Source organism: Micrococcus sp. KT16, assembly GCF_003315015.1.
Classification (GTDB): Bacteria; Actinomycetota; Actinomycetes; order Actinomycetales; family Micrococcaceae; genus Micrococcus; species Micrococcus luteus.
Genome location: NZ_QNRG01000008.1, coordinates 87,273 through 108,810, shown reverse-complemented (window position 1 = coordinate 108,810; position 21,538 = coordinate 87,273). Strand labels below are relative to the sequence as shown.

Below are 21,538 nucleotides of genomic sequence, written 5' to 3'. Positions count from 1 at the left end.
TCCCATCCTTGGACTCCCACAGGGTCTCGGCGTCCCGATGTGAGGATTCGCCCGAGAGCCGGCTTCAGAGTCATCGCAGGGCATCACCAGAAAGGGCTGAAGCCTCGTCGACCAATATCAACCAGTGCCAACTGAAGAGCACTACATCGCTCACTCTGTTTCACGATGTGCATTTCGGGGGATCCTCTCTGTCCAGGTCCTCACGCTCATACCTGCCGGTGCTGAGCCTCGCCGAGCTTCTCGAGCACTTGACCTGGATCGTCGATCAGTTCGAACACGCCACTCGGGCGTGTCCGACAATGCCGTCGACCACGCGAGCACAGCATTCAGGACCACGGCAGCCCAGTACACGATCGCGTACTCGTCGTACCTGCTCGCCAGGCCCGGCCATTGCTTCAGGTGCGCGTCCTGGCGCTCGATCACGTTCCGGCCCGTGTAAGCCTCCGAGTCCAGGCCCACGGGTCGGCCGCCGGCCGAGCCGCGGCGTCTGCGGTGGCCCTGCTGGTCAGCCGGTTGGGGAGGACGGCCTTGATGCCACCGGCGCGCAGATGGGTGCCGATCGCCCGCGATGAGTACGCCCTCTCGCCCAGCACCGTCGACCAGCTGATGGGTCTTCGTGCTCAGCCCGCTCCGTGAGCGCCCGAGGCCGTGATCGGCGGGCTCTTCACGCGGATTCCTTGTCGTTCGATCCAGCCCCTCTGAGCCGGGTGGTGTTCCTCGCGTGCTGATGGGCGCGGGCGATCGTGGAGTCGACCGAGACCGACCAATCGATCAGGATTTCGGCATCCGCTGCAGGTGGTCCGTGTTGCCAGCACCGTGTCCCAGGTGCCCTCTTCGGCCATGCGGCCGTGCCAGGTCCACACTACTCAGCCAGGGCCCGGAGACCTCGGGCAGGTCCCGCCACGGGATCGAAGCACCTGTCCCGGTGGATGATGGCTTCGACCCTCGTGCGGTCATCGGCGAACGGCCGCCCCTGCCGGCCCGTGCAGGCGGGGAGCATCTGGAACCGGGACGTGTCTTCGAGGGCGCCAGCCGACCCTGGATTCATTGTCAGACACGCCCTAGGCCCGTCTGGCCCGAGGGTGAGCCGGACTCTGAACTGGGGGATGAAGAGCGGTCGTGCACCGGGGTCGGCCCCAGCGGCCACGACGACGGCGGCCCGCCGCCCTCCGTGCGGAGGGCGGCGGGCCGCCGTCGTCGTGGTGCCCGCGCGCGGGCGGTGTCCCGTGGATCAGGCCTTCGCGGCGATCTGACGGAGCACGTACTGCAGGATGCCGCCGTTGCGGTAGTACTCGGCCTCACCGGGGGTGTCGATGCGGACGACCGCGTCGAACTCGGTGACCCTGCCGTCCTCACCGGTGGCCGTGACCTTCACGGTCTTCGGCGTGGTGCCCTCGTTGAGGGCGGTGATGCCGGAGATGTCGAAGGTCTCGGTGCCGGTCAGGCCCAGCGAGTCGGCGTTCTCACCCTCCGGGAACTGCAGCGGCAGCACGCCCATGCCGATGAGGTTCGAGCGGTGGATGCGCTCGAAGGACTCCGTGATCACGGCCTTGACGCCCAGGAGCGCGGTGCCCTTGGCCGCCCAGTCACGGGAGGAGCCGGAGCCGTACTCCTTGCCGCCCAGGACCACCAGCGGGGTGCCCTGCTCGGCGTAGTTCTGCGCCGCGTCGTACACGTAGGCCTGCGGGGCGCCCTCCTGGGTGAAGTCGCGCGTGAAGCCGCCCTCCACGCCGTCGAGCAGCTGGTTCTTGATGCGGATGTTCGCGAACGTGCCGCGGATCATGACCTCGTGGTTGCCACGACGGGATCCGTAGGAGTTGAAGTCCTTGCGCTGCACGCCGTTCTCCAGCAGGTAGCGGCCCGCCGGGGTGTCCGACTTGAAGGAGCCGGCCGGGGAGATGTGGTCCGTGGTCACGGAGTCACCCAGCTTGAGCAGGACGCGGGCGCCGGAGATGTCCGACACCGGGTCCGGCTGCATGGTCATGCCCTCGAAGTACGGGGGCTTGCGCACGTAGGTGGACTTCTCGTCCCACTCGAAGGTGGAGCCCGAGGGGGTCTCCAGGGACTGCCAGCGCTCGTCGCCGTCGAAGATCGTGGCGTACTGCGAGGTGAACATCTCGGTGTCGATCGACGCGTCGATGATCTGCTGGACCTCGGTCGGGTCCGGCCAGATGTCCTTGAGGAAGACGTCGTTGCCCTCCGTGTCCTGGCCCAGGGCCTCGTTCTCGAAGTCGAAGTCCATGGTGCCGGCCAGGGCGTAGGCGACCACCAGCGGCGGGGAGGCCAGGTAGTTCATCTTCACGTCCGGGTTGATGCGGCCCTCGAAGTTGCGGTTGCCGGAGAGCACCGCGGTCACGGACAGGTCGTTCTCCTGGATGGCCTCGGAGATCTCGGACTCCAGCGGGCCGGAGTTGCCGATGCAGGTGGTGCAGCCGTAGCCGACCACGTTGAAGCCGAGGTCGTTGAGGGACTCGCGCAGCCCGGACTTCTCGTAGTAGTCGGTCACCACGCGGGAGCCCGGGGCCACGGAGGTCTTCACCCACGGCTTGGACTTCAGGCCCTTGGCGACCGCGTTGCGGGCCAGCACGCCGGCCGCCATCATCACGGAGGGGTTTGACGTGTTGGTGCACGAGGTGATCGAGGCGATGGACACGGCACCGTGGTCCAGCTGGAACTGGCGGCCGTCCGGCATGGCCACGTCCACGAGCTTGGACGGGCGGCCCTCGCCGGCCTCGTCCTGCGTGGCGTAGTTGTGCAGGTCCTTGCGGAACTGGTCCTTGGAGTCGGTGAGCTCGATGCGGTCCTGGGGACGCTTCGGGCCGGAGATGGAGGGCACCACGGTGGACAGGTCCAGCTCGAGGTACTCGGAGTAGGCGACCTCGGAGGACGGGTCGTGCCACATCCCCTGCTCCTTGGTGTACGCCTCCACGAGGGCGACCTGCTCCTCGGAGCGGCCGGTCAGGCGCAGGTAGTCGAGGGTGACCTCGTCGATCGGGAAGATCGCGGCGGTGGAGCCGAACTCGGGCGACATGTTGCCGATGGTGGCGCGGTTGGCCAGGGGCACGGAGCCGACGCCCTCGCCGTAGAACTCGACGAACTTGCCGACCACGCCGTGCTGGCGGAGCATCTCGGTGATGGTCAGCACCACGTCGGTCGCGGTGGCGCCGGACGGGATGCTGCCGGTCAGCTTGAAGCCCACGACCCGCGGGATCAGCATGGACACGGGCTGGCCGAGCATCGCGGCCTCGGCCTCGATGCCGCCGACGCCCCAGCCGAGCACGCCCAGGCCGTTGACCATGGTGGTGTGCGAGTCGGTGCCGACGCAGGAGTCCGGGTAGGCGCGCAGCACGCCGTCGACCTCGCGGGTCATCACGGTGCGGGCCAGGTTCTCGATGTTGACCTGGTGGACGATGCCCATGCCCGGGGGGACGACCTTGAAGTCGTCGAAGGCGGTCTGGCCCCAGCGCAGGAACTTGTAGCGCTCGCCGTTGCGCTCGTACTCGATCTCCATGTTCCGCTCGATGGCGGCGTCGTTGCCGAAGGAGTCGATCTGCACGGAGTGGTCGATCACGAGCTCGGCCGGGGAGAGCGGGTTCACGCGCTCCGGGTCGCCGCCCAGGTCCTGGATGGCCTCACGCATGGTGGCCAGGTCCACGACGCAGGGCACGCCGGTGAAGTCCTGCATGATCACGCGCGCCGGCGTGAACTGGATCTCGGTGTCCGGCTGGGCGTTCGGGTCCCAGGCGGCCAGGGCCTTGATCTGGTCGGCGGTCACGTTGGCGCCGTCCTCGGTGCGCAGCAGGTTCTCCAGCAGCACCTTCAAGGAGTAGGGCAGCTTCTGCGCCCCCTCGACCTTGTTCAGACGGAAAATCTCATACTCGGCGCCCTTGACGTCCAGGACGCCCTTGGAGCCGAAGCTGTCGACGGTGGTCACGAGAGGACTCCTCTTCCCGCCCGGTTTCCTCCGGGCGCTCGTCCAGTGGGGGGTGGTCACCCGCGGCCGCGGACCGCGCCCCGTCCGGGACGGGCGTCGTCTGCGTCACAGGTGCCGCACTGCGTCCCAGGGTACCGCGCCGGTCCCGTGTGACGCGGGCATGGCGCGCGGCGGCCCGCAGGCCGCCACGCGGATGCCGGGTCAGATCTCGACGACGGCCGCGGCCGGGGCGCTCTGGGCGGCCGGCACCAGCACGGTCACCGACTCGAGGTGGTGGGTGTCCGGGTAGAGGTCGAACACGCGGGCGCGCTCCACCTCGTAGCCGCCGTCGCGCAGCCACGCCAGGTCGCGGGCGAACGAGGCGGGGTCGCACGAGACGTACACGATGCGGCCCGGCTCGAGCGCGAGGATGCGCTCGATCGCCCGCCGCCCCGCGCCCGCCCGCGGCGGGTCCAGGACGACGGTGTCCAGCGCGGCACCGCCGAGGCCGCCGTCCGCCACGGGACGCTCGGGGTACTTCAGCCAGCTGCCGAGCACCTTGTCCGTGGGGCCGTTGAGCACCGAGGCCTGCGGCTGGTCGTGCAGGTTGCGGCGGGCGTCCTTCGAGGCCTGGCGGGAGGCCTCCACCGAGTACACGCGGCCCTCGGGTCCCACGGCGTCCGCCAGGTACGCGCTGAACAGGCCGGCGCCGCCGTAGAGGTCGGCCACGACCTGGCCCGGCTCGACGCGCGCGTCCTCGAGCACCGCGTCCACGAGGGTGGCCGGGGCGTGCTGGTGGACCTGCCAGAAGCCGTCACCCGTGACGCGGAAGCGCTTGGTGCCGCCGCGCTCGGACTCCACGGTCTCCTCGACCCAGGTCTTGCCGGTGATGCGCTCGACCTTGACCGGCTGGAACTGCTTCGGGCCGGGCAGGGCCAGGCCGGTGGAGACGTCCACGCCGCACGCATTGGCCGCCTGGCGGATCCGGGTGCGCAGCCGGCCGAGCTTGACCTCGTCCGCCCGCGTCTGCGGGGTGGGCGTCACCAGCACGAGGGGGCGGGAGCCGGAGGCCGGCGTCGCGACGTCCACGCGGGCGGCTCCGGTGAAGTCCCAGTCCCACAGGGCGAGCGCATCGAGGGCCGGCACGCCGAGCGGCATGTTGCGCACGGGTAGGAGGGTCGCCGAACGGTAGGCGTGCATCGCGATGTGCCCCTGGGGGGTCACCGCGAACGCGTTCCGGGTCCGCCAGCGCTGGCCGGTGGGCTCGTCCTCGGAGCCGGCGAAGCACACCTCCGGCTCCACCGCGAGGTCGGCGATGCGGTGCACCGTGTCCCGGAAGACCTGGGCCTTGAGCCGGCGCTGGTGCGGGACCACGATGTGGCCGAACTCGGCGCCGCCCACGGGCGGGCGACCCGAGGCGTGGGCGCGCAGCATGTCCGCGAGCTTCCACTGGTGGATGCGGCGGAACTCGGAGGGCCGCAGCACCTCCACGACGTCGCCGCGCCAGAAGCGGGCCCCGTCCTCGGCCTCGGTCAGGGCCACCCGGACCTTCTCGCCGGGCACGGCGTGGCGCACGAAGACGACCCGCCCCTCGTGCCGGGCCACGCAGTGGCCGCCGTGGGCCATGGCCCCGACCTCCACCTCGATGGTCCTCCCGATCCCGGTGACGTCTGTGGACGTGTCGACGACTGCCATGTCTGGCTCCTCTCGCATCGCAGCGCGCTTCAGGTCTTGCCCTGAGCATCGACTGGTCAGATCATCATCATCCTTGCAGACCGATGCGGCTGTGTCGCCTCGATCGTGGGCGCGCCGTCGGACGGCGTCATCCGCCGCTCCCCGGGGGCGCCGGGGCGGTCAAGAGCCCTGGCCCTCGTGGACCTGCCACGGCACCGAGCCCACCATCACGCCCGGCTCCCGCTGCAGTCGCCGCGTCTGGCGGGTGGCGGTCCGGTTGTGCAGGAGCGTGCGCCAGCCCGGCCGGACCACGTACTCCGGGATGAACACCATGGTCAGGTCCCGCGGGGAGCGGCGTCGGTGCTCGCGCACATGCCGCACCAGGGGGGCCACCGTGTCGCGGTAGGGCGAGGCGATCACGGTGAGCGACATCGGCAGGCCGGCACGCTCCCAGGCGTCGATCACCTCCAGGGTGGCGGCGCGCTCGGCGTCCACGACGACGGCCTCGAGGGAGGACGGCCGCGACGCGCGGGCGTAGGCCAGCGCCCGCAGCGCCGGCCGGTCCAGCGTGGTCACGACGACCACCACGTGGACCCGCGAGGGCAGGGCCCGCGCGTCGTCCTGGGGGTCCGGTGCGAGCTCGCGGTCCACGTCCGCGTAGTGGCGGCGGATCCGCCCCATAACCAGCGAGCCGAGCACGATCGCCAGCAGCGCCACCCACGCGCCCTGCGTGAAGCGGGTGACCAGGACGACGACGCCCGCCAGCGCCGTGACCACCCAGGCCACCGCCGTGATGATCAGGCGCAGCCGGACGGCCGCGCGGGCCCGGGCGCCCGGTGTGTGCACGAGCCGGCGGCGCCACAGCCGCAGCATGCCGGCCTGCGCGAGCGTGAAGGCCAGCAGCACGCCGATGACGTAGAGCTGCACGAGCAGGGCGGTCCGGGCCTCGAAGAACAGCACGAGCGAGAGGGCCACGGCCCCCATCCCGAGGACGCTCCACGTGTGCACCAGCCGGTCGCTGCGGACCCTCAGCTGCCGGGGCAGGTAGCCGTCCTCGGCCACGCGCGCGGCCAGGGCGGGGAACGAGCGGAACGCCGACTTGGCCGCGAACAGCAGGAGCAGGGCGGTGGCCGCGATGGTGGCGACGGACAGGATGCTGCCCGGGCCGTACACGGTGTCCGCGAGCTGGGCGAGCACGGGGGCGGGGGCGCGGTCGGGCGTGACCTCGGCACCCGCGGCGTCCCGGAGGTTCTCCAGCTCCAGCCCGACGACGACGCCGGTGCGCTGGGCCAGGTGCATGACGCCCACGGTCAGCGCGCCGAGGGTGAGGGCCATCACGGTGAGCACCCACCGCACCGTGGGCACGGCCGGCCGGGCCATCAGGCGGGTGCTCGAGACCGGCACCTCGACGCCGGTGAGCAGCACCGATCCCGCGCTGAACGCGCGCAGGGCGAGCAGCGCCGTCGCCACGGTGCCGACGGTCCCGCCGACCCCGGCGCCCTCCTGCGTCCAGCCGGCCGTCGGCGCCGCGCCGAGCAGCCCACGGCCCTCCTGCCACAGGCCCGCCAGGACGAGCAGCGCGGTCAGGGCGACGAACACGCTCACGAGCACGGGCAGCACCCACCGGGACAGCCGCACCCCGCGGAGCGCGGCCAGCAGTACGCCCACGAGCGCGGCCGAGGCCACCAGCACGCGGCTGCCGACGGTGAGTCCGGGGGCCAGCGCCGCCACGAAGTGGGCGAAGGCGGCCACGGAGACCGCGGCGGTGAACACGAAGTCCAGCAGGAGCGCGGCCGAGGCGACGACGCCGGCCCTCGGGCCCAGCTTCATGCCGGCCATGTGATAGATGCCGCCGTGCGGAACGGCGGCGACCGCGGCGCGGAAGGACACGACGATGAGCAGCATCACCGCGACGACGGCCCAGCCGACGGCGGGTCCGAGCGCGAGCGCGGACGTGCCGGCCGCGACCAGGGTGAGGATGACCTCGTCCGGGGCGTAGGCGAGGGAGGACAGGGCGTTCGACGACGTCACGGGCAGCGCCCGCCACCGGTTCATGCGGGGCTCGTCGGCGGCGTGCGACGTCACGGGGCGACCGAGGAGGCCGCGGCGCAGGAGGGAGGACAGCGTGGCCACCGCACCACGGTACCCCCGCCGGGCCCGGACGCCGCGGCGACGCGGATGCTCCCGGACGTGCCCGCCGGATGCGAGGATGGAGCGCGCGTCGGCTCCCCGGCGCACGGAGCACCGCACGAGAGGCAGGGACGGGCATGGCCCACTACGTGATCGTCGGCGGCGGACGGGTGGGCACCCGGTTGGCGGCCGCGCTGGACGCGGCCGGTCACGGCGTCGCCCTCGTGGACCGCGACCCGCGGACCGTGGAGGGGCTGGCCCCCGGCTTCTCCGGCGAGCTCGTGGCCGGCGTGGGCTTCGACCGCTCCGCGCTGCTCGCCGCCGGCATCGACCGCGCGCAGGGCCTGGCGGCCGTGACCGCGGACGACAACACGAACATCATCGCCGCCCGCGTGGCCCGCGAGACCTTCCACGTGGACCACGTGGTGGCGCGCATCTACGACGCCGACCGGGCCCGGCTGTACCAGCGCCTCGGCATCCCCACGGTCGCCTCGATCCAGTGGACGGCCGACCAGGTGCTGCACCGGCTGCTGCCGGCCGGCACCGCCGACGCGGAGCACCGCGACGCCTCCGGCCGGCTGCTCGTGACCGAGCTGGTCCCCCACTCTTCGTGGTGGGGCCGTCGGCTGACCGACGTCGAGTCCACGGTGGGGATGCGCATCGCCTACCTCACCCGGCTCGGCGACGGCCAGCTGCCCCGGCCGGGCGACCGCCTGCAGGAGGGCGACGTGCTGCACGCCGTCTACCCGGTGGACCGCCGGGACCAGGTGGAGGCCGCCCTGCAGGGCGAGGCACGCGTGCCGGACGGCACGGACGAGGACGAGGAGGGACGGGCATGAGGGCCGTCATCGCCGGAGCCGGCGCCGTGGGCGCCTCCATCGCGCGGGAGCTGCACGCGCACGGCCACGAGGTGGTCGTCGTCGAGGCGCGCACGGACGCGGCCCGCAAGGCCGACGTCGGCGGCGCACGCCTCGTCCTCGGGGATGCGTGCGACCTGACCGTGCTCGAGCAGTGCGGCGCCCTGGAGGCGGACGTGCTCGTCGCGGCGACCGGCGACGACCGGGTCAACCTCGTGTGCTCCCTGCTGAGCCGCTCGGAGTTCGGCGTCGGCCGCACCGTGGCTCGCGTCAACAACCCGCTCAACGACTGGCTCTTCGACGAGTCGTGGGGCGTGGACGTGGCCGTGTCCACCCCCTCGATCATGACGGCGCTCGTGGAGGAGGCCGTGGAGACCGGGGACCTCGTGCGCCTGCTCAGGCTGGAGGCCGGCGGCGCGGCGCTGTCCGAGTTCCGGGTCCCGGCAAAGCACTGGCTCGAGGGCCGGCGCATCGGCACCGTGTCCTGGCCGCAGGAGGCTCCGCTCGTGGCGGTCGTGCGCGACGGCGCCCCCCGGCAGGCGTCGGCGGACGAGGTCCTGGAGGTGGGCGACGAGCTCTTCTTCCTGGCCGCCGGCTCCGCCGAGCCGGCCCTGCGTCGCCTCCTCGTCGGCGAGGGCCGCGCTCAGGGACGCTCGGAGGCGGCGGAGTCCGCCGGCACGCCGTCGTCCTGACCGGGCGAGCTGACGGACCAGGCGAGCCAGAGCCCCAGGGCATAGAGCGGCAGGCCCATCACCAGGCGGGCCACCCCGAGCGCGGTGACGGCGTCCCCGAGGTAGAGGGGCACCTGCACCGCCAGGCGCAGCGCGAACACGGCCACGAGGATCCAGGTGGCCGCGGCGTAGGCGCGGCGCCGACGCCGGTGGGCCCGCCAGCGGGTGCCCTCGGCGCGCACGAGGCCGAGCACCAGGCCCGCCGCGGGCCAGCCCACGAGGACGGACACCGCGAACGCGAGGCCGTAGGCGGCGTTGGTGACGAAGCCCCACAGGTAGTAGTCGCGGGCCTGGCCGGTGGTCAGGGAGACCACGACGGACAGGACGACGACGGCGAGGCCGGCCAGCACCTGGACCGGCGACTGGCGCTGGACGAGGCGCGCGACGCCCAGCACGAGTGCGACCGCGACGGCCGCCACGCCGGAGGGCCACACCTGCTGGGTGGCGACGTAGCCGACCATGTAGACGAGGGTGGGCAGGGAGGCCTCGACGATGCCGCGCCAGCCACCGACGCTGCCCAGCGCGTCGAGGCGGCCGCGCTCGTCCAGGCGGGCTCGAGACGGCAGGGGGCCGGCCCCGTCCGGGGCGGCGGTGACGGGGCCACGCGGCTCGGTCATGGGCTCTCCTCTCGGGGCCGTGCTCAGCGCGTGGCCTCGGGCGCGTCGACCAGGTCGAACTCGGGGTTGTGCAGGGTGGGCACGCCGTCCATCTGGGTGACGCGGCCGCGGACCGTCAGCCACTCCCCCGGCATGACACCGGGCACGCGGCGCCGCCCGTGCCAGACCAGCTGCAGCGTCTCCGCGGGCGCCATGCTCCCGGGCGCGGGCAGGCGGTCGGCCAAGACCGCGCGGAAGACGGTCGCCTCGTCCGCGCCGGGCAGTGTGACGGAGGCGATGACGCCGCGGCGCTCGATGCGGCCCGCGGCGCCGGTCGGGCGGGCTGCGACGGCGGGGCTCACCGGGTCTCCGTGATCTCCGGACCGCGCTCGGGCAGCGCGGTGGCCCCCGGTGCCGCGCCGTCCCCCGGGCCGGTGGCGGTGTCCGCGAGCACGTCCCGGCCCTCGTCCGGGGCCGGGCGGCGACGCTGCAGCGGGCGCGCGTTGGGAGGCGGACGCAGGGGCAGCAGCTCGCGCGGCGGGAGCGGCTCGTCGCCCCGCACCACGACCAGGTCGGAGAACACCTGTTCCAGCGGCTCGGCGGCCTCCGGCTGGAAGGCGGCCTCGCCGTGGAACACGCCGCGGACGAACCAGCGCGGACCGTCCACGCCCACGAACCGGGCGACGTTCCACCCCGGCGAGCCGTCCGGCAGCGCCGCCGGCACGCGCGTGAGGATCTCGATGCCGAAGCGGCCGGTCTGCTCCTGCACGGTCGCGTGGGCGGTGGTCGACAGGGAGTCGTGCAGCTCGGCGCGCAGGTCGTCCCACAGGCCCGTGCGGCGCGGGGCGCTGAACGCCTGGACCTGCAGCGCCGAGCGGCCGAGGCTGACGGTGGCGGCGACGATCCGCTTCGTCGCGTCCTCGACGTCGAGGCGCAGCTTCATGCCCTGGACCGCCCGCAGGCGCAGCGACCCCAGGTCGATCATGCCGGCGGGATCCGGGCGGGTGGCGACGTCGTGCGGACCGACGTCGGCTGCCTCCGGCGCGGCGGCGATCTCGAGGTCGCGCTCCTCCAGCAGCTCGGCCGGCAGGCTGACCTGCTCGTGGCGCACGGTGCGGTTGCGTCCGAAGATCACGACGTCCTCCCAGGGGTGTTGTCGGCGGTGAAGCCGCCGGTCGAGCCGAAGCCGCCGGCCCCGCGCTCGGAGTCGGGCAGCGCGTCCACGGGCTCGAAGCGGGCCCGCACGACCGGCTGCAGCACGAGCTGGGCGATCCGGTCGCCGCGGCGCAGCACGATCGGCTCCGTCGGGTCCAGGTTGATCAGGGGCACCTTGATCTCGCCGCGGTAGCCGGCGTCGATGGTGCCGGGGGCGTTGACGACGCTCAGGCCGTGGCGGACCGCGAGGCCCGAGCGGGGGTGCACGAACCCCGCGTGGCCCTCCGGGATGGCCAGCGCCACGCCGGTCGGCACGAGGGCGCGCTCTCCCGGGGCCAGGGTCACGTCGACGGCGGTGCGCAGGTCCGCGCCCGCGTCGCCCGGCTGCGCGTAGGCGGGCGGGGCCAGGCCCGGATCGAGGGCGTGCAGGGGCACGGGCAGCTCGGCGGAGTCGGTCACGAGGCCCGACCCTACACGAGCACCCGTCGGCCCGGGGCCGCGTCGAGGCGGCCGGGCGGGCGCCCTCGCCGGTGCCGCGCGGCGGGACCGGAGTCCGGATGTGGGAAGCTGGGACCCATGCGTGATCCCCAGCAGCACCCCGTCGCCGATGCCTCCCGCCGCGCCCCCGGGGGCGCCGCGGCGGGACCCGATCCGGTCCTGTTCGAGGAGCGGTTGACGCCCTCCCCGGGGGTCTGGGCCGTGGCGCTCATGCTGGCGGCGCTGACGATACTCGTGTTCGCGCCGATCGACCTCGGGGTGGGCATCGCGGCCGCCGTCGCGTTCTTCGCCGTCGAGGTCCTGATCCTGGTGGCCACCACCCCGCGCATCGTGGTGCGCGAACGCACCCTCCAGGTGGGCCGCGCCAGCATCGAACGGCACCACGTCGGTCAGGTCACGGGGTATCGCGGCGAGGACGCCCGGGCCCAGCGCGGCCCGCTGCTGCACGGGCTGGCCTTCGTGAACGTGCGCGGCTGGATCGCGCCCGTCGTGCGGATCCAGCTGACCGACGAGCGCGACCGCACACCCTACTGGCTGACCAGCACCCGGCGTCCGGAGGAGCTGGTCGCGGCCCTCGGCGGGACCATGGCCCGGCAGGAGGGGACGGCCGAGGGCCGCTGACCGCCCCGGCGGCGGGGGCTCAGCCCTCGCAGTCGGTGCAGTAGATCAGGCCGTTCTTCTCACGCGCGGCCTGCGAGCGATGGCGGACCAGGAAGCAGGAGGCGCAGGTGAACTCATCCGACTGGGCGGGCAGCACCCGCACCATCAGCTCTTCACCCGAGAGGTCGGCGCCGGGCAGCTCGAACCCCTCGGCGGCCTCCGCTTCGTCCTCGTCCACGACGGCGGACTGGGTGTCCGTGCGCCGTGCCTTCAGCTCCTCGATGGAGTTCTGGCTCAGCTCTTCCTCGTTCTTGCGAGGGGCGTCGTAGTCAGTGGCCATGGGGTTTCACGCTCCGCTGGTGGGGGACGGCACCGGGACCGGTGCCGGCACTGCGCGGGCGGCGTCGTGGGCGGACCACGCGTCACCGGCCTGCGCCGTTGCGCGTAGATTGTGCACCATGCCCGAACCCGTGCCAAATGTTGTCGGGCACGCTCGCCCAGGGCGGATTCGCGCGGGCGCTCGTCCCTCGCCCGGGCCGTGGTCTGCGGCACGGCGGCTAGGATCGGGGCATGCCCGGCCGGGCGTCCGCATGCCCGGTGACCAGAACACGATGTGGGAGGGACCACCGCCATGGCAGAGCTGCGACTGACCGGACCCACCGAGGACGGCGACGCGCTGCGCCTGTCGGGGCCCGAGGGCGAGGAGCACACGCTCCCCCTCTCCCCCTATCTGCGCCGGCTGGTCATCGAGGGCGCCGCGCCCGAGGACGGGCGACCGGCCGAGGACGGCCCCGCGGCCTGGCACGACATGACGGAGATGGACGTCCCCGGGGCGGACGACGAGGACGCCGAGGGACCGGTGGACGCGGCGACGCACGCCGACGATGCCGCGGCGGAGGACGAGCGGGCTCCCGAGGCGCCCTCCGGCCCGGCCCGGCCGGACGAGGACCTCGCGCTCACCCCGCGGATCGACCCGCGGCCCGTGGCCGACGACTCGACCGCGGACGGACCGACCCCGGCGCCGCTGACCGACCAGGAGTCCGTCAAGGCCGCCGCGACCCAGGAGGCCGTGCCCCTCACCCCCCGGGAGATCCAGCAGCGCATCCGTGCGGGCGCCTCCGTGGAGCAGGTGGCCCGGGAGAGCGGGAACGCGTTCTCGCGCATCCGCACCTACGGTCACCCCGTCTTGGCCGAGCGCGACTGGATCGCCCGGCAGGCCCGCGCCGTCGAGGTCTGGGTCGGCGGGCCCGACCTCTACTCGGACCTCGTCCAGGACGGCGGCCCCACCACGCTCGGCGAGCTCGCCGCGCACCGGCTCGCCGAGCTGGGCGTGGACGAGGCGAGCCTCGAGTGGGACGCGTGGCGCGAGGACCAGGCCGGCTGGACCGTGGCCGCCCGGTTCGCCGTGGCCGGTGCGAGGAGTCTGCCCACCCGCGAGGAGCCGCCGGCGCTCTGGACGTTCCGCCCGGCCGGACGCCACCTCGAACCCGAGAACGCCTGGGCCCGCGCCCTGTCCGAGGCGGAGGCCTGGGACCTGGTCCCCCGCGCCCCCGCGGCCGAACCGGTGACGGACGACGTGGACGCCGAGGACGCCGTGACCCCCGCGGGTGCGCACTCCCCGGCCGCCGACCGCGACGCCGATCTGCTGGAGATCCTGCGGGTGCGCCGGGGTCAGCGTGTGGGCGCGGACCTGGAGTCGGACGACGCGCTCGCGCACCTGATCGCTCGCGAGCACCAGGACCGGAGTCGGCGCGAGGCCGCCCAGGCGCCCGAGCGGCTCGCCCCGGTCGACGCCGAGGGGGCCCTGACGACCGCCGACGACGCCCCGGTCGTCGACGCGCCGGAACCGGCCGCCGAGACCGACCGCGCCGAGGACACTGCCGCAGACGTCGCGGACGCGGGTGTCGAGGACGAGGGGGCGGAGCCCGCGCCTCGCGAGCGTGCCGCGCGCCCTGCCATGCCGACCGTCACGCCGCGCCCCCGGGCCCGCTCGGCCGCTCGCCGCGCGTCCGTGCCCAGCTGGGACGAGATCGTCTTCGGCCGCAAGGGCGACTGACCCCGGCCCGGCCCCGGCCGCGGGGCGGGCTCAGCGGTGCCAGGTGAGCAGCGGGACCTCCCGCTCGGCGCGCGTGGGCGCGCCGTGCTGGCCCACCATCTCGAAGGCGTGCGGGGGCACCCGCCGGCCGTCGTAGAGGGCCAGATCCCCGTGCACGGCGACGAGCAGATCCCCGATGCGGGCACGGACCCGGTCCTCGACGACGGCGCCGAACCAGCCGGCGTCGACGGCCTCGTCCCGCGTGAGCACCCACGCGTGCGCCCCGTAGCGCTCGGCCCAGGTGCGCCGCACCCTCGCGCGCACGTCCGGACCCGCGTCGGACCGGAAGTGCAGCTGCACGAGGCGGGGCTCCCCCGCGGTGTGCGCGATCCCCTCGAGCAGCGCGGGGTCGGCGAGCTCCCCGGCCTCGTCCAGGGCGGCGTAGTCCACGCGGCGCGACGGCGGCACGTCGACCATGCCGTGGTCGCCGGTGGCGAGCACCACCGTCCCGGCGGGCACGCGGTCCACCAGGCGCCGCACCGCCGCGTCGATCTCCTCGAGGGCGTGCAGCCACCGTTCCGAGCCCACGCCGTCCCGGTGGCCGGCCTTGTCCAGCTCGTTGACGTAGAAGTAGACGAGCGTGGGCACGCGCGCGTCCTTCATCACGCGTTCGGCGGCCTGGGCGCGGGCGATCAGGGTGCGACCGGCCACGAACCGGCCGCCACGCAGCCCCGCCCGTGTCAGGGCCGAACGCTCGAAGGCGGGCAGCGAGACCGTGACGGCGTCCACGCCGGCCGCGGCGGCGCGCTCGAACACGGTGGGCTTCGGCTGCCACCCCACCGGGTCGGTGGCCTCGTCCCAGCCGCCCAGCTGATTGATCACCACGTCCCGGTCCGGGTCGAGCACGTCGTAGCCGGCCACGCCGTGCTCCCCGACGTCCAGCCCGGTGCCCAGGCTCGTGAGGGAGGCGGCCGTCGTGGTGGGCACGGCCACCTCGAGGACGCGGCCGCCGTCGGCCATCGCCGAGCGCAGCGTGGGGGCGTGGCCGCCGAAGCGCTTCAGCAGGGACCGTCCGAGGCCGTCCACCAGGGCGACGACCACGCGGCGGCCCGCCGGGACCGCGAGCGCGTTCTCACAGCCCGGGACACCGAGGGCGGCCGCGGCGGAGGTCAGGACGGAGCGCAGGGCACGGTCGGCGGGGACCACGCCCGCGGGGAGGGCGGGCCCCGTCACGTGGTGGCCGCCAGGTGGGCGCGGCGCAGGGCCCGGGCGAAGGCCAGGGCGCCGTCGACGGCCCCCTGCCCGTCGGCGTCGGCGGCGACGCGGATCACGAGGTCCTCGCGGGTGGCGGTGCCGGTGTAGCCGTGGTCGAGGTCGCACTGGGGGTCGGCGCAGCCGGCGGGCTGCAGGTCCAGTCGCTGGCCTCCGGCCCACATCAGCCCGAGGGTCATCTCGGCCACGGGGTCGGACGGCCGGAAGCGGGCGGGGTCGGCGTGGCCGGTGGTCAGGACCACGGAGCCGAGGGCGCGGACCGGGACCATCTCGGTGGAGACCTGGGCGAGGACCGCCTGGCCGGCCGGGTCGGCGGCGTGGTCGTCGAGGTGGACGGCCAGCAGGGTGTCCCCGGCGAGCACGAGGGCCGTGATGTGCCGGTGGATCTCCTCGTAGTCGAAGTGCGTGTCCACGTGGACGAGGTGCGCGTCCGGGGTGCGGCCTTCGAGCTCGACGGCGATGGCGTGCGCCACGAGGTCCGGGTAGAAGCCGGCGCGGACGAGCGAGGCGTCGAGGCCGCCGCTGCCGTCCAGGGTGCGGGCCTCGCGCTGCCGGCCCTCGGCCTCGGGGGCGTCGGGGCGGTGGTCGGGACGGCCGGGCTCGTGACTCCTGCGGAACGGGCTCATGTCCCCCATGCTACGGGTCCGGTGCCGGGCCGTCCGGGCCCGCTGTGGACGGCCCGGTCAGCGGCCGCGCAGCGCGCGCCGGGCCGAGTCGGTGCGGCGGGCCGCGTTGGCGACGTGCACCTCGGCCTGCAGCACCGTCACGCCCTCGGGGGCGGCCAGCACGGGCGCGAAGCGCAGGCGGGCGACCTGCGGCAGGTCGTCCTTGAGGACGCTGACGCGGCCCACGAGGTCCTCCAGCGCGGCGAGGTTGACGGAGGGCACCCCGCCGGTGCCGCGCAGCTTCACGGCGGCGCGGGGGGCGCGGACCATGCGGGCCACGTCCCGGTCCGTGAGCGGGGGCACGCGGTGCACCCAGTCCCCCAGCAGGTCCGTGGCGTCGCCGGCGATGCCGAAGGAGACCACGGGGCCCAGCAGCGGGTCCTCGAGCGCCGTGAGCATGCAGGCCTGGCCGGCGGGGGCCATGGCCTGGACCTCGAGCTCGCGCACGCCGAACGGCGCGAGCAGACGGCGCATGTGCTCGACGTTGCGGCGCAGGGAGTCGGCGTCCACCACGTTCAGGCGGACGCCGCCCAGGTCGAGTCGGTGCCGCAGGTGGGGGTCCACGGCCTTGAGCGCCACGGGGAAGCCGAGCCGCTCGGCGGCCGCCACGGCCTCGTCGGCGGTCTCGAACCGGGCCGAGGGCAGCACGGTGATCCCGTAGTGGCCCAGCAGCGTCTCGGTCTCCTCGTCGGAGAGCCGGACGAGTTCGGTGCCCTCGGCACGCGCGGCGGCCGCCTCCACGAGCTCCTCGGCCTCGTGCGGGTGCAGGCCGGTCGGCTCGAGCGGCTCGCCGACCTCCTGGCGGCGCCAGTGGACGTAGTCCGCGAGCGCGCCGAGCACGGTCATGGCCTGCTGCGGCGACGGGTAGAAGGGCAGACCGGGCTGCAGGGAGCCGGGCTCGGCGTCGTCGTCGACGGGACCGGCGGCGCCGAGCGTGGCCCCGCGGTAGCGCGGGGAGACGACGTCGGTCAGGCAGCCGAGCACGGGGATGCGGGCGTCCCGGGTCGCGTCGGCGAGGGCGTGGGCCAGTCGCTCCGGCTCGTCGTCCGCCTGGTGCAGGCCGAGGCGGGCCAGCACCACGACGGCGTCGGCCTGCTCGTGGCGGACGGCGTCCCGGACGGCGGAGACCAGCGTCTCGGCGGGCGGGGCGATGCCCTGCTCGCTGCCGACGAGGCCGACGGTGGCCGTGACCTCCAGCCCGGCCTCGGCCGCGGCGTCGCGGCCCAGCCGGTCCAGGGCGAGGGAGTCGGCCACGAGGACGACGCGGTGGCCCGTGGGCAGCGGCTGGCTGGCCACGGCCATGAGGATGTCGAGCATGGCCTCGTGCGTGTGGGCCTCGAGCACGCCGGTCTGGTCGAGCATCGAGTCCACGGTGCCCTCGGGGGCCTGGGTGGTGCGGGTCTCGTGGCCCGGGGGCAGGAAGCGCCCGGTGACGTCGGAGCGGACCACCACGACGGGCTTGGTGCGGGAGAGCCGCCGGGCGATGCGGGAGAACTTGCGTGGGTTGCCGAACGACTCGAGGTACACACCGACGGCGGCGGTGTGGGGGTCCGCCTCGAAGAACTGCATGGCGTCGTTGCCCGAGACGTCCGCACGGTTGCCGGCGCTGATCGAGGTGGAGATCCCCACCCCGCGGCGCTTGACGCCGGCGGAGACCATGGCGCCGACGGCGCCGGACTGGCTGAACAGCCCGACGGGGCCGCGCTGGGCCAGGCCCGGGGACGGGGAGGCGTTGAGGCGGATCGCGGGGTCGGTGCGGACCAGGCCGGCCGAGGCCGGGCCGATCACGCGCATGCCGTGGGCGCGGGCGAGGGAGACCAGGCGGCGCTGGGCCTCGAGCCCCTCGGCGCCGGCGTCGGCGTAGCCCGAGGTGAGGACCACGAGGCCCTGGGCCCCGGCCGCGGCGGCCTCGGGGATGAGGGCCTCGACCTCGTCGGCGGGCACAGCGACGACGACGAGGTCGACCGGCTCGCCGATGTCGGCCAGGGAGCGGTGGGCGGTGAGGCCCTGGACGTCCTCGGCGGCGCGGTTCACGGCGTGGACGGCTCCCGTGAAGCCCGCCTCGAGGACGTGGCGCAGCACGAGCGAGCCGACGGCCTGCGGATCGCGGGAGGCGCCGACGACGGCCACGGACGCGGGCTCGACCAGCTCGGCGACGCTGCGGGACTCGGCGCGGTGCTCGCGGGACTCGACGACGGCGCGCCACCGGGCGGTGGGGTCGATGGGGAACTCGACAGCCACGACGCCGTCCTCGAAGCGGCGAGTCACCTCGAAGCCGGACTCCTGGAACACCGAGAGCATCTTGCGGTTCTCGGGCAGGACCTCGGCGGTGAAGCGGCGGATGCCGTTCTCGCGGGCGGCCACGGCGAGGTGCTCCATGAGGATGGAGCCCAGTCCGCGGCCCTGCGCGGCGTCGGAGATGTTGAAGGCGACCTCCGCGGCGTCGGAGTCCCCGTAGCGGTCGTAGCGGCCCACGCCGAGCAGTCGGCCGCCGCGGGTGATCACGAACGCCACCCGGTCCCGGTGGTCCACGTGGGTGAACCGGTCCAGGTCCTTGGCGCTCAGCTCGGACTTGTACGTGAAGTAGCGCAGGTAGATGGAGTTCTCGGACTGCCCGGCGTGCATGCGCTGCAGCTCGGCGGCGTCCTCGGGCGAGATGGGCCGCAGGTGCGCCGTGGCACCGTCACGGAGCACCACATCGGCCTCCCAGTGGGAGGGATATCCGCGGACGGCTTCGGTCTCACCCATAGGATCACTGTAGACAATCCCCGACGCCGTGAGGACTCCCCGACCACCATGATGGCCCGTTCATCCCGTTCCCGCCCCGCCGAGCAGGACGCCCCGCGCCCGCTGCCGCTGGAGCAGGAGAACATCGTCGACGTCGACGTCTCCGAGGAGATGGAGGCGTCCTTCCTCGAGTACGCCTACTCGGTGATCTACTCGCGCGCCCTGCCGGACGCGCGCGACGGCCTCAAGCCGGTGCAGCGGCGCATCCTCTACATGATGTCCCGCATGGGCCTGCGCCCGGACCGCGGCCACGTGAAGTCCGCCCGTGTGGTGGGCGAGGTGATGGGCAAGCTGCACCCCCACGGCGACGCCGCGATCTACGACGCGATGGTCCGCCTCGCCCAGCCGTTCTCCCTGCGCCTGCCCGTGGTGGACGGGCACGGCAACTTCGGCTCGCTCGACGACGGCCCCGCGGCCCCGCGCTACACGGAGGCCCGCATGGCCCCGGCCGCCCTGGCGCTCACCGCGGACCTCGACGAGGGCACCGTGGACTTCGTCCCCAACTACGACAACCAGCTCCAGCAGCCGGCCGTGCTGCCCGCCGCCTACCCCAACCTGCTCGTCAACGGCACCACCGGCATCGCCGTCGGCATGGCCACGAACATGGCCCCGCACAACCTGCGCGAGGTCGTGGCGGGCGCGCGCCACCTGCTCGCGGACCCCGAGGCGGACCTCGAGGCGATCATGGCCCACATCCCCGGCCCCGACCTCCCCTCGGGCGGCCGGATCGTGGGGCTCGACGGCGTCCGCGACGCCTACGCGACCGGCCGCGGCACGTTCCGCATGCGGGCCGCCGTCGCCGTGGAGCAGGTCTCCGCGCGGCGCACCGGCCTGGTCGTCACCGAGCTGCCGTACGGCGTGGGCCCCGAGAAGGTCATCGAGCGGATCAAGGCCGGCGTCGACGCGAAGAAGCTCAGCGGCATCGCCGACGTCGTGGACCTGACGGACCGCAAGAACGGGCTGCGCCTGCAGATCGAGCTCAAGTCCGGGTTCAACCCCCAGGCCGTGCTGGCCGCCCTGTACCGGCACACCCCGCTCGAGGAGACGTTCGGGATCAACAACGTCGCGCTCGTCGACGGCCAGCCGCAGACCCTGGGCCTGCTGCCCCTGCTGCGGGTCTACGTGGACCACCGTCTGGACGTGGTGCGGCGCCGCACCGGGCACCGCCTCGGCAAGCACCGCGACCGCCTCCACCTCGTCGAGGGCCTGCTGCTGGCGCTCGTGGACATCGACGAGGTCATCGAGATCATCCGTTCCTCGGACGACACCACGGCCGCGCGCACCCGCCTCATGGGCGTCTTCGACCTCACCCAGGTGCAGGCCGACCACATCCTGGAGCTGCGGCTGCGCCAGCTGACGAGATTCTCCCGCATCGAGCTGGAGGCCGAGCGCGACGAGCTGCAGGCCGCGATCGCCGAGCTCGAGGCGATCCTCGCCTCCGACGCGCGGCTGCGTGAGGTGGTCTCGGCCGAGCTGCAGGCCGTCGCCGACGAGCACGGCGACGACCGGCGCACGGTCCTGCTCGAGGCCGAGACCGCCGCGGCCCCCGCCGCCGGGCCCGCACCGTCCGGGCCCACCCCCGCCGGCGCCGCGGAGGCCGGGGCGGACCTGATGGTCCCGGACACGGCGTGCTGGGCCCTGCTCTCCACCTCCGGACGCCTGCTGCGCACCGCGGACCGCACGCCGATCGCCCCGCAGGGCCGGCGCCGCAAGCACGACGCCTTCGCCTCCGTGGTCCCGACGACGGCCCGCGGTGAGATCGGGGCCCTCACCTCCGCCGGCGCGCTGCACCGCCTCCAGGCGGTCGACCTGCCGGTGGCCGGCGAGCCGTCCGCGGCCCCCGCGATGACCGCGGCCGTCCCCGCCGCGGAGCTGGTGCCCCTGGCCAAGGGCGAGACGCTCGTGGCCCTGGTCCCCCTGGACGCCGTCCTGGCGCTGGGCACCGCCCACGGGGTCGTCAAGCGCGTCCGGCCGGAATGGCCCCTGAACCGCCAGGTCGTCGACGCCGTCGCCCTGAAGGACGGCGATGCGGTGGTCGGCGCCGCCCCCGCCCCGGACGAGGCCGACCAGCTCGTCTTCCTCACCCGCACCGGCCAGCTGCTGCGCTACGCCGCCTCCGCCGTGCGCCCCCAGGGCCCGGCCGGCGGCGGTGTCGCGGGCATCCGGCTGGCCGCCGGGGACACGGTGCTCGCGTTCGGGGTGGCCCCCGCCGCCTCCCTCACCGAGACCGGTGCGGACGCCGCCGCCCACCCACGGCCCGCCGTCGTGGTGACCGTGACGGACGGCGAGGCGGACGTGCTCGGCTCCGCCCCGGGCTCCGTCAAGGTCACGCCGCTCGGGGAGTATCCGGCCAAGGGCCGCGGCACCGGCGGCGTGCGCGCCCACCGGCTGCTCAAGGGCGAGAGCGGCCTCGAGCTCGGCTGGATCGGCGCTGCGCCCGCGCTCGCGGCCTCGCGGGCCGGGGTGGCCCGCGCGCTGCCGATCGAGTACGGGCGTCGGGACGGCTCGGGCGTGCCCGTGGACCAGCGCATCGAGGCCGTCGGTGCCGGCGCCTCCCCCGACCTCGTCTCGGCCCCGCCCGCCGAGGACGACGCCGTGGCCGTGTCCGCGGACTGATCAGGGGGC

General features: G+C 74.3%; 16 protein-coding genes and 1 pseudogene. 5 read left to right on the top strand and 12 right to left on the bottom strand.

The window, feature by feature from the left end; genetic code table 11:
- Nucleotides 1-285: 285 nt before the first annotated feature.
- From DE149_RS08155 to DE149_RS08140, 4 genes and pseudogenes are all read right to left on the bottom strand, one after another.
- Nucleotides 286-1,048, bottom strand: a pseudogene (locus DE149_RS08155) (transposase); the annotation flags it as partial.
- Between the two features lie 183 nt (nucleotides 1,049-1,231).
- Entirely contained in the window at nucleotides 1,232-3,934 is a 2,703-nt protein-coding gene (gene acnA, locus DE149_RS08150) for an aconitate hydratase AcnA (RefSeq protein ID WP_020625084.1), read from the bottom strand.
- Between the two features lie 201 nt (nucleotides 3,935-4,135).
- Entirely contained in the window at nucleotides 4,136-5,608 is a 1,473-nt protein-coding gene (locus DE149_RS08145) for a class I SAM-dependent RNA methyltransferase (RefSeq protein ID WP_020625083.1), read from the bottom strand.
- 159 nt (nucleotides 5,609-5,767) lie between these two features.
- On the bottom strand, nucleotides 5,768-7,720 hold the full coding sequence (locus DE149_RS08140) for an APC family permease (protein ID WP_036382845.1): 1,953 nt from the start codon (nucleotides 7,718-7,720) through the stop codon (nucleotides 5,768-5,770).
- Nucleotides 7,721-7,854: 134 nt separating this feature from the next.
- Between DE149_RS08140 and DE149_RS08135 the strand changes: the two genes are divergently transcribed.
- The gene (locus DE149_RS08135; RefSeq protein ID WP_020625081.1) at nucleotides 7,855-8,556 is read left to right on the top strand and encodes a TrkA family potassium uptake protein; all 702 of its coding nucleotides are present in this window, start codon (nucleotides 7,855-7,857) and stop codon (nucleotides 8,554-8,556) included.
- Nucleotides 8,553-9,266, top strand: a complete 714-nt coding sequence (locus tag DE149_RS08130) for a TrkA family potassium uptake protein (RefSeq protein WP_020625080.1) — start codon at nucleotides 8,553-8,555, stop codon at nucleotides 9,264-9,266. Before DE149_RS08135 ends, DE149_RS08130 begins: the two co-directional genes overlap by 4 nt.
- On the opposite strand, the gene DE149_RS08125 is transcribed toward DE149_RS08130, so the two are convergent.
- The 4 genes from DE149_RS08125 to dut are packed head-to-tail and all read right to left on the bottom strand — an operon-like array spanning nucleotide 9,218 to nucleotide 11,515.
- A complete protein-coding gene (locus tag DE149_RS08125) occupies nucleotides 9,218-9,922 on the bottom strand; it encodes a DUF3159 domain-containing protein (protein ID WP_020625079.1) in 705 nt (234 codons plus the stop codon). The two genes, DE149_RS08130 and DE149_RS08125, sit on opposite strands and share 49 nt — an antisense overlap.
- A gap of 23 nt (nucleotides 9,923-9,945) precedes the next feature.
- A complete protein-coding gene (locus DE149_RS08120) occupies nucleotides 9,946-10,263 on the bottom strand; it encodes an OB-fold nucleic acid binding domain-containing protein (protein WP_020625078.1) in 318 nt (105 codons plus the stop codon).
- Nucleotides 10,260-11,036 carry a DUF3710 domain-containing protein gene (locus DE149_RS08115; protein WP_113914310.1) on the bottom strand — a complete coding sequence of 259 codons (777 nt, stop codon included), beginning with the start codon at nucleotides 11,034-11,036 and terminating at the stop codon, nucleotides 10,260-10,262. The genes DE149_RS08120 and DE149_RS08115 overlap by 4 nt, the downstream gene beginning before the upstream one ends.
- A complete protein-coding gene (gene dut, locus DE149_RS08110) occupies nucleotides 11,033-11,515 on the bottom strand; it encodes a dUTP diphosphatase (RefSeq protein WP_020625076.1) in 483 nt (160 codons plus the stop codon). Before dut ends, DE149_RS08115 begins: the two co-directional genes overlap by 4 nt.
- 117 nt (nucleotides 11,516-11,632) lie before the next feature.
- On the opposite strand from dut, the gene DE149_RS08105 reads away from it, so the two are divergent.
- Nucleotides 11,633-12,175 (top strand): DUF3093 domain-containing protein, encoded by a 543-nt coding sequence (locus DE149_RS08105; protein ID WP_020625075.1) that lies wholly within the window; start codon nucleotides 11,633-11,635, stop codon nucleotides 12,173-12,175.
- Between the two features lie 19 nt (nucleotides 12,176-12,194).
- Here DE149_RS08105 and DE149_RS08100 read toward each other — a convergent pair whose 3' ends face one another.
- On the bottom strand, nucleotides 12,195-12,494 hold the full coding sequence (locus DE149_RS08100) for a DUF4193 domain-containing protein (protein ID WP_002858157.1): 300 nt from the start codon (nucleotides 12,492-12,494) through the stop codon (nucleotides 12,195-12,197).
- Nucleotides 12,495-12,785: 291 nt separating this feature from the next.
- Here DE149_RS08100 and sepH point away from each other — a divergent pair, with 291 nt between their 5' ends.
- Nucleotides 12,786-14,210, top strand: coding sequence for a septation protein SepH (gene sepH / locus DE149_RS08095; RefSeq protein WP_020625074.1), 1,425 nt, complete (start codon nucleotides 12,786-12,788; stop codon nucleotides 14,208-14,210).
- Between the two features lie 30 nt (nucleotides 14,211-14,240).
- Here the strand turns inward: sepH and DE149_RS08090 are convergent, their stop codons facing one another.
- From DE149_RS08090 to DE149_RS08080, 3 genes are read right to left on the bottom strand one after another with little or no spacing between them, the layout of a single operon-like run.
- On the bottom strand, nucleotides 14,241-15,422 hold the full coding sequence (locus DE149_RS08090) for an alkaline phosphatase family protein (protein WP_043279609.1): 1,182 nt from the start codon (nucleotides 15,420-15,422) through the stop codon (nucleotides 14,241-14,243).
- A complete protein-coding gene (locus tag DE149_RS08085) occupies nucleotides 15,419-16,087 on the bottom strand; it encodes a DUF5998 family protein (protein ID WP_036382843.1) in 669 nt (222 codons plus the stop codon). The genes DE149_RS08090 and DE149_RS08085 overlap by 4 nt, the downstream gene beginning before the upstream one ends.
- Nucleotides 16,088-16,144: 57 nt before the next feature.
- Nucleotides 16,145-18,874, bottom strand: coding sequence for a GNAT family N-acetyltransferase (locus tag DE149_RS08080; protein ID WP_036382814.1), 2,730 nt, complete (start codon nucleotides 18,872-18,874; stop codon nucleotides 16,145-16,147).
- 48 nt (nucleotides 18,875-18,922) lie between these two features.
- On the opposite strand from DE149_RS08080, the gene DE149_RS08075 reads away from it, so the two are divergent.
- Nucleotides 18,923-21,529, top strand: a complete 2,607-nt coding sequence (locus tag DE149_RS08075) for a DNA topoisomerase (ATP-hydrolyzing) subunit A (RefSeq protein WP_036336994.1) — start codon at nucleotides 18,923-18,925, stop codon at nucleotides 21,527-21,529.
- Nucleotides 21,530-21,538: the final 9 nt, after the last annotated feature.

Coding starts and splice junctions, on each gene's coding strand:
- DE149_RS08145 (WP_020625083.1), bottom strand. CDS start 5,608: ATGGCAGTCGTCGACACGTCCACAGACGTCACCGGGATCGGGAGGACC.
- DE149_RS08135 (WP_020625081.1), top strand. CDS start 7,855: ATGGCCCACTACGTGATCGTCGGCGGCGGACGGGTGGGCACCCGGTTG.
- DE149_RS08130 (WP_020625080.1), top strand. CDS start 8,553: ATGAGGGCCGTCATCGCCGGAGCCGGCGCCGTGGGCGCCTCCATCGCG.
- DE149_RS08125 (WP_020625079.1), bottom strand. CDS start 9,922: ATGACCGAGCCGCGTGGCCCCGTCACCGCCGCCCCGGACGGGGCCGGC.
- DE149_RS08105 (WP_020625075.1), top strand. CDS start 11,633: ATGCGTGATCCCCAGCAGCACCCCGTCGCCGATGCCTCCCGCCGCGCC.
- DE149_RS08100 (WP_002858157.1), bottom strand. CDS start 12,494: ATGGCCACTGACTACGACGCCCCTCGCAAGAACGAGGAAGAGCTGAGC.
- sepH (WP_020625074.1), top strand. CDS start 12,786: ATGGCAGAGCTGCGACTGACCGGACCCACCGAGGACGGCGACGCGCTG.
- DE149_RS08085 (WP_036382843.1), bottom strand. CDS start 16,087: ATGAGCCCGTTCCGCAGGAGTCACGAGCCCGGCCGTCCCGACCACCGC.
- DE149_RS08080 (WP_036382814.1), bottom strand. CDS start 18,874: ATGGGTGAGACCGAAGCCGTCCGCGGATATCCCTCCCACTGGGAGGCC.
- DE149_RS08075 (WP_036336994.1), top strand. CDS start 18,923: ATGATGGCCCGTTCATCCCGTTCCCGCCCCGCCGAGCAGGACGCCCCG.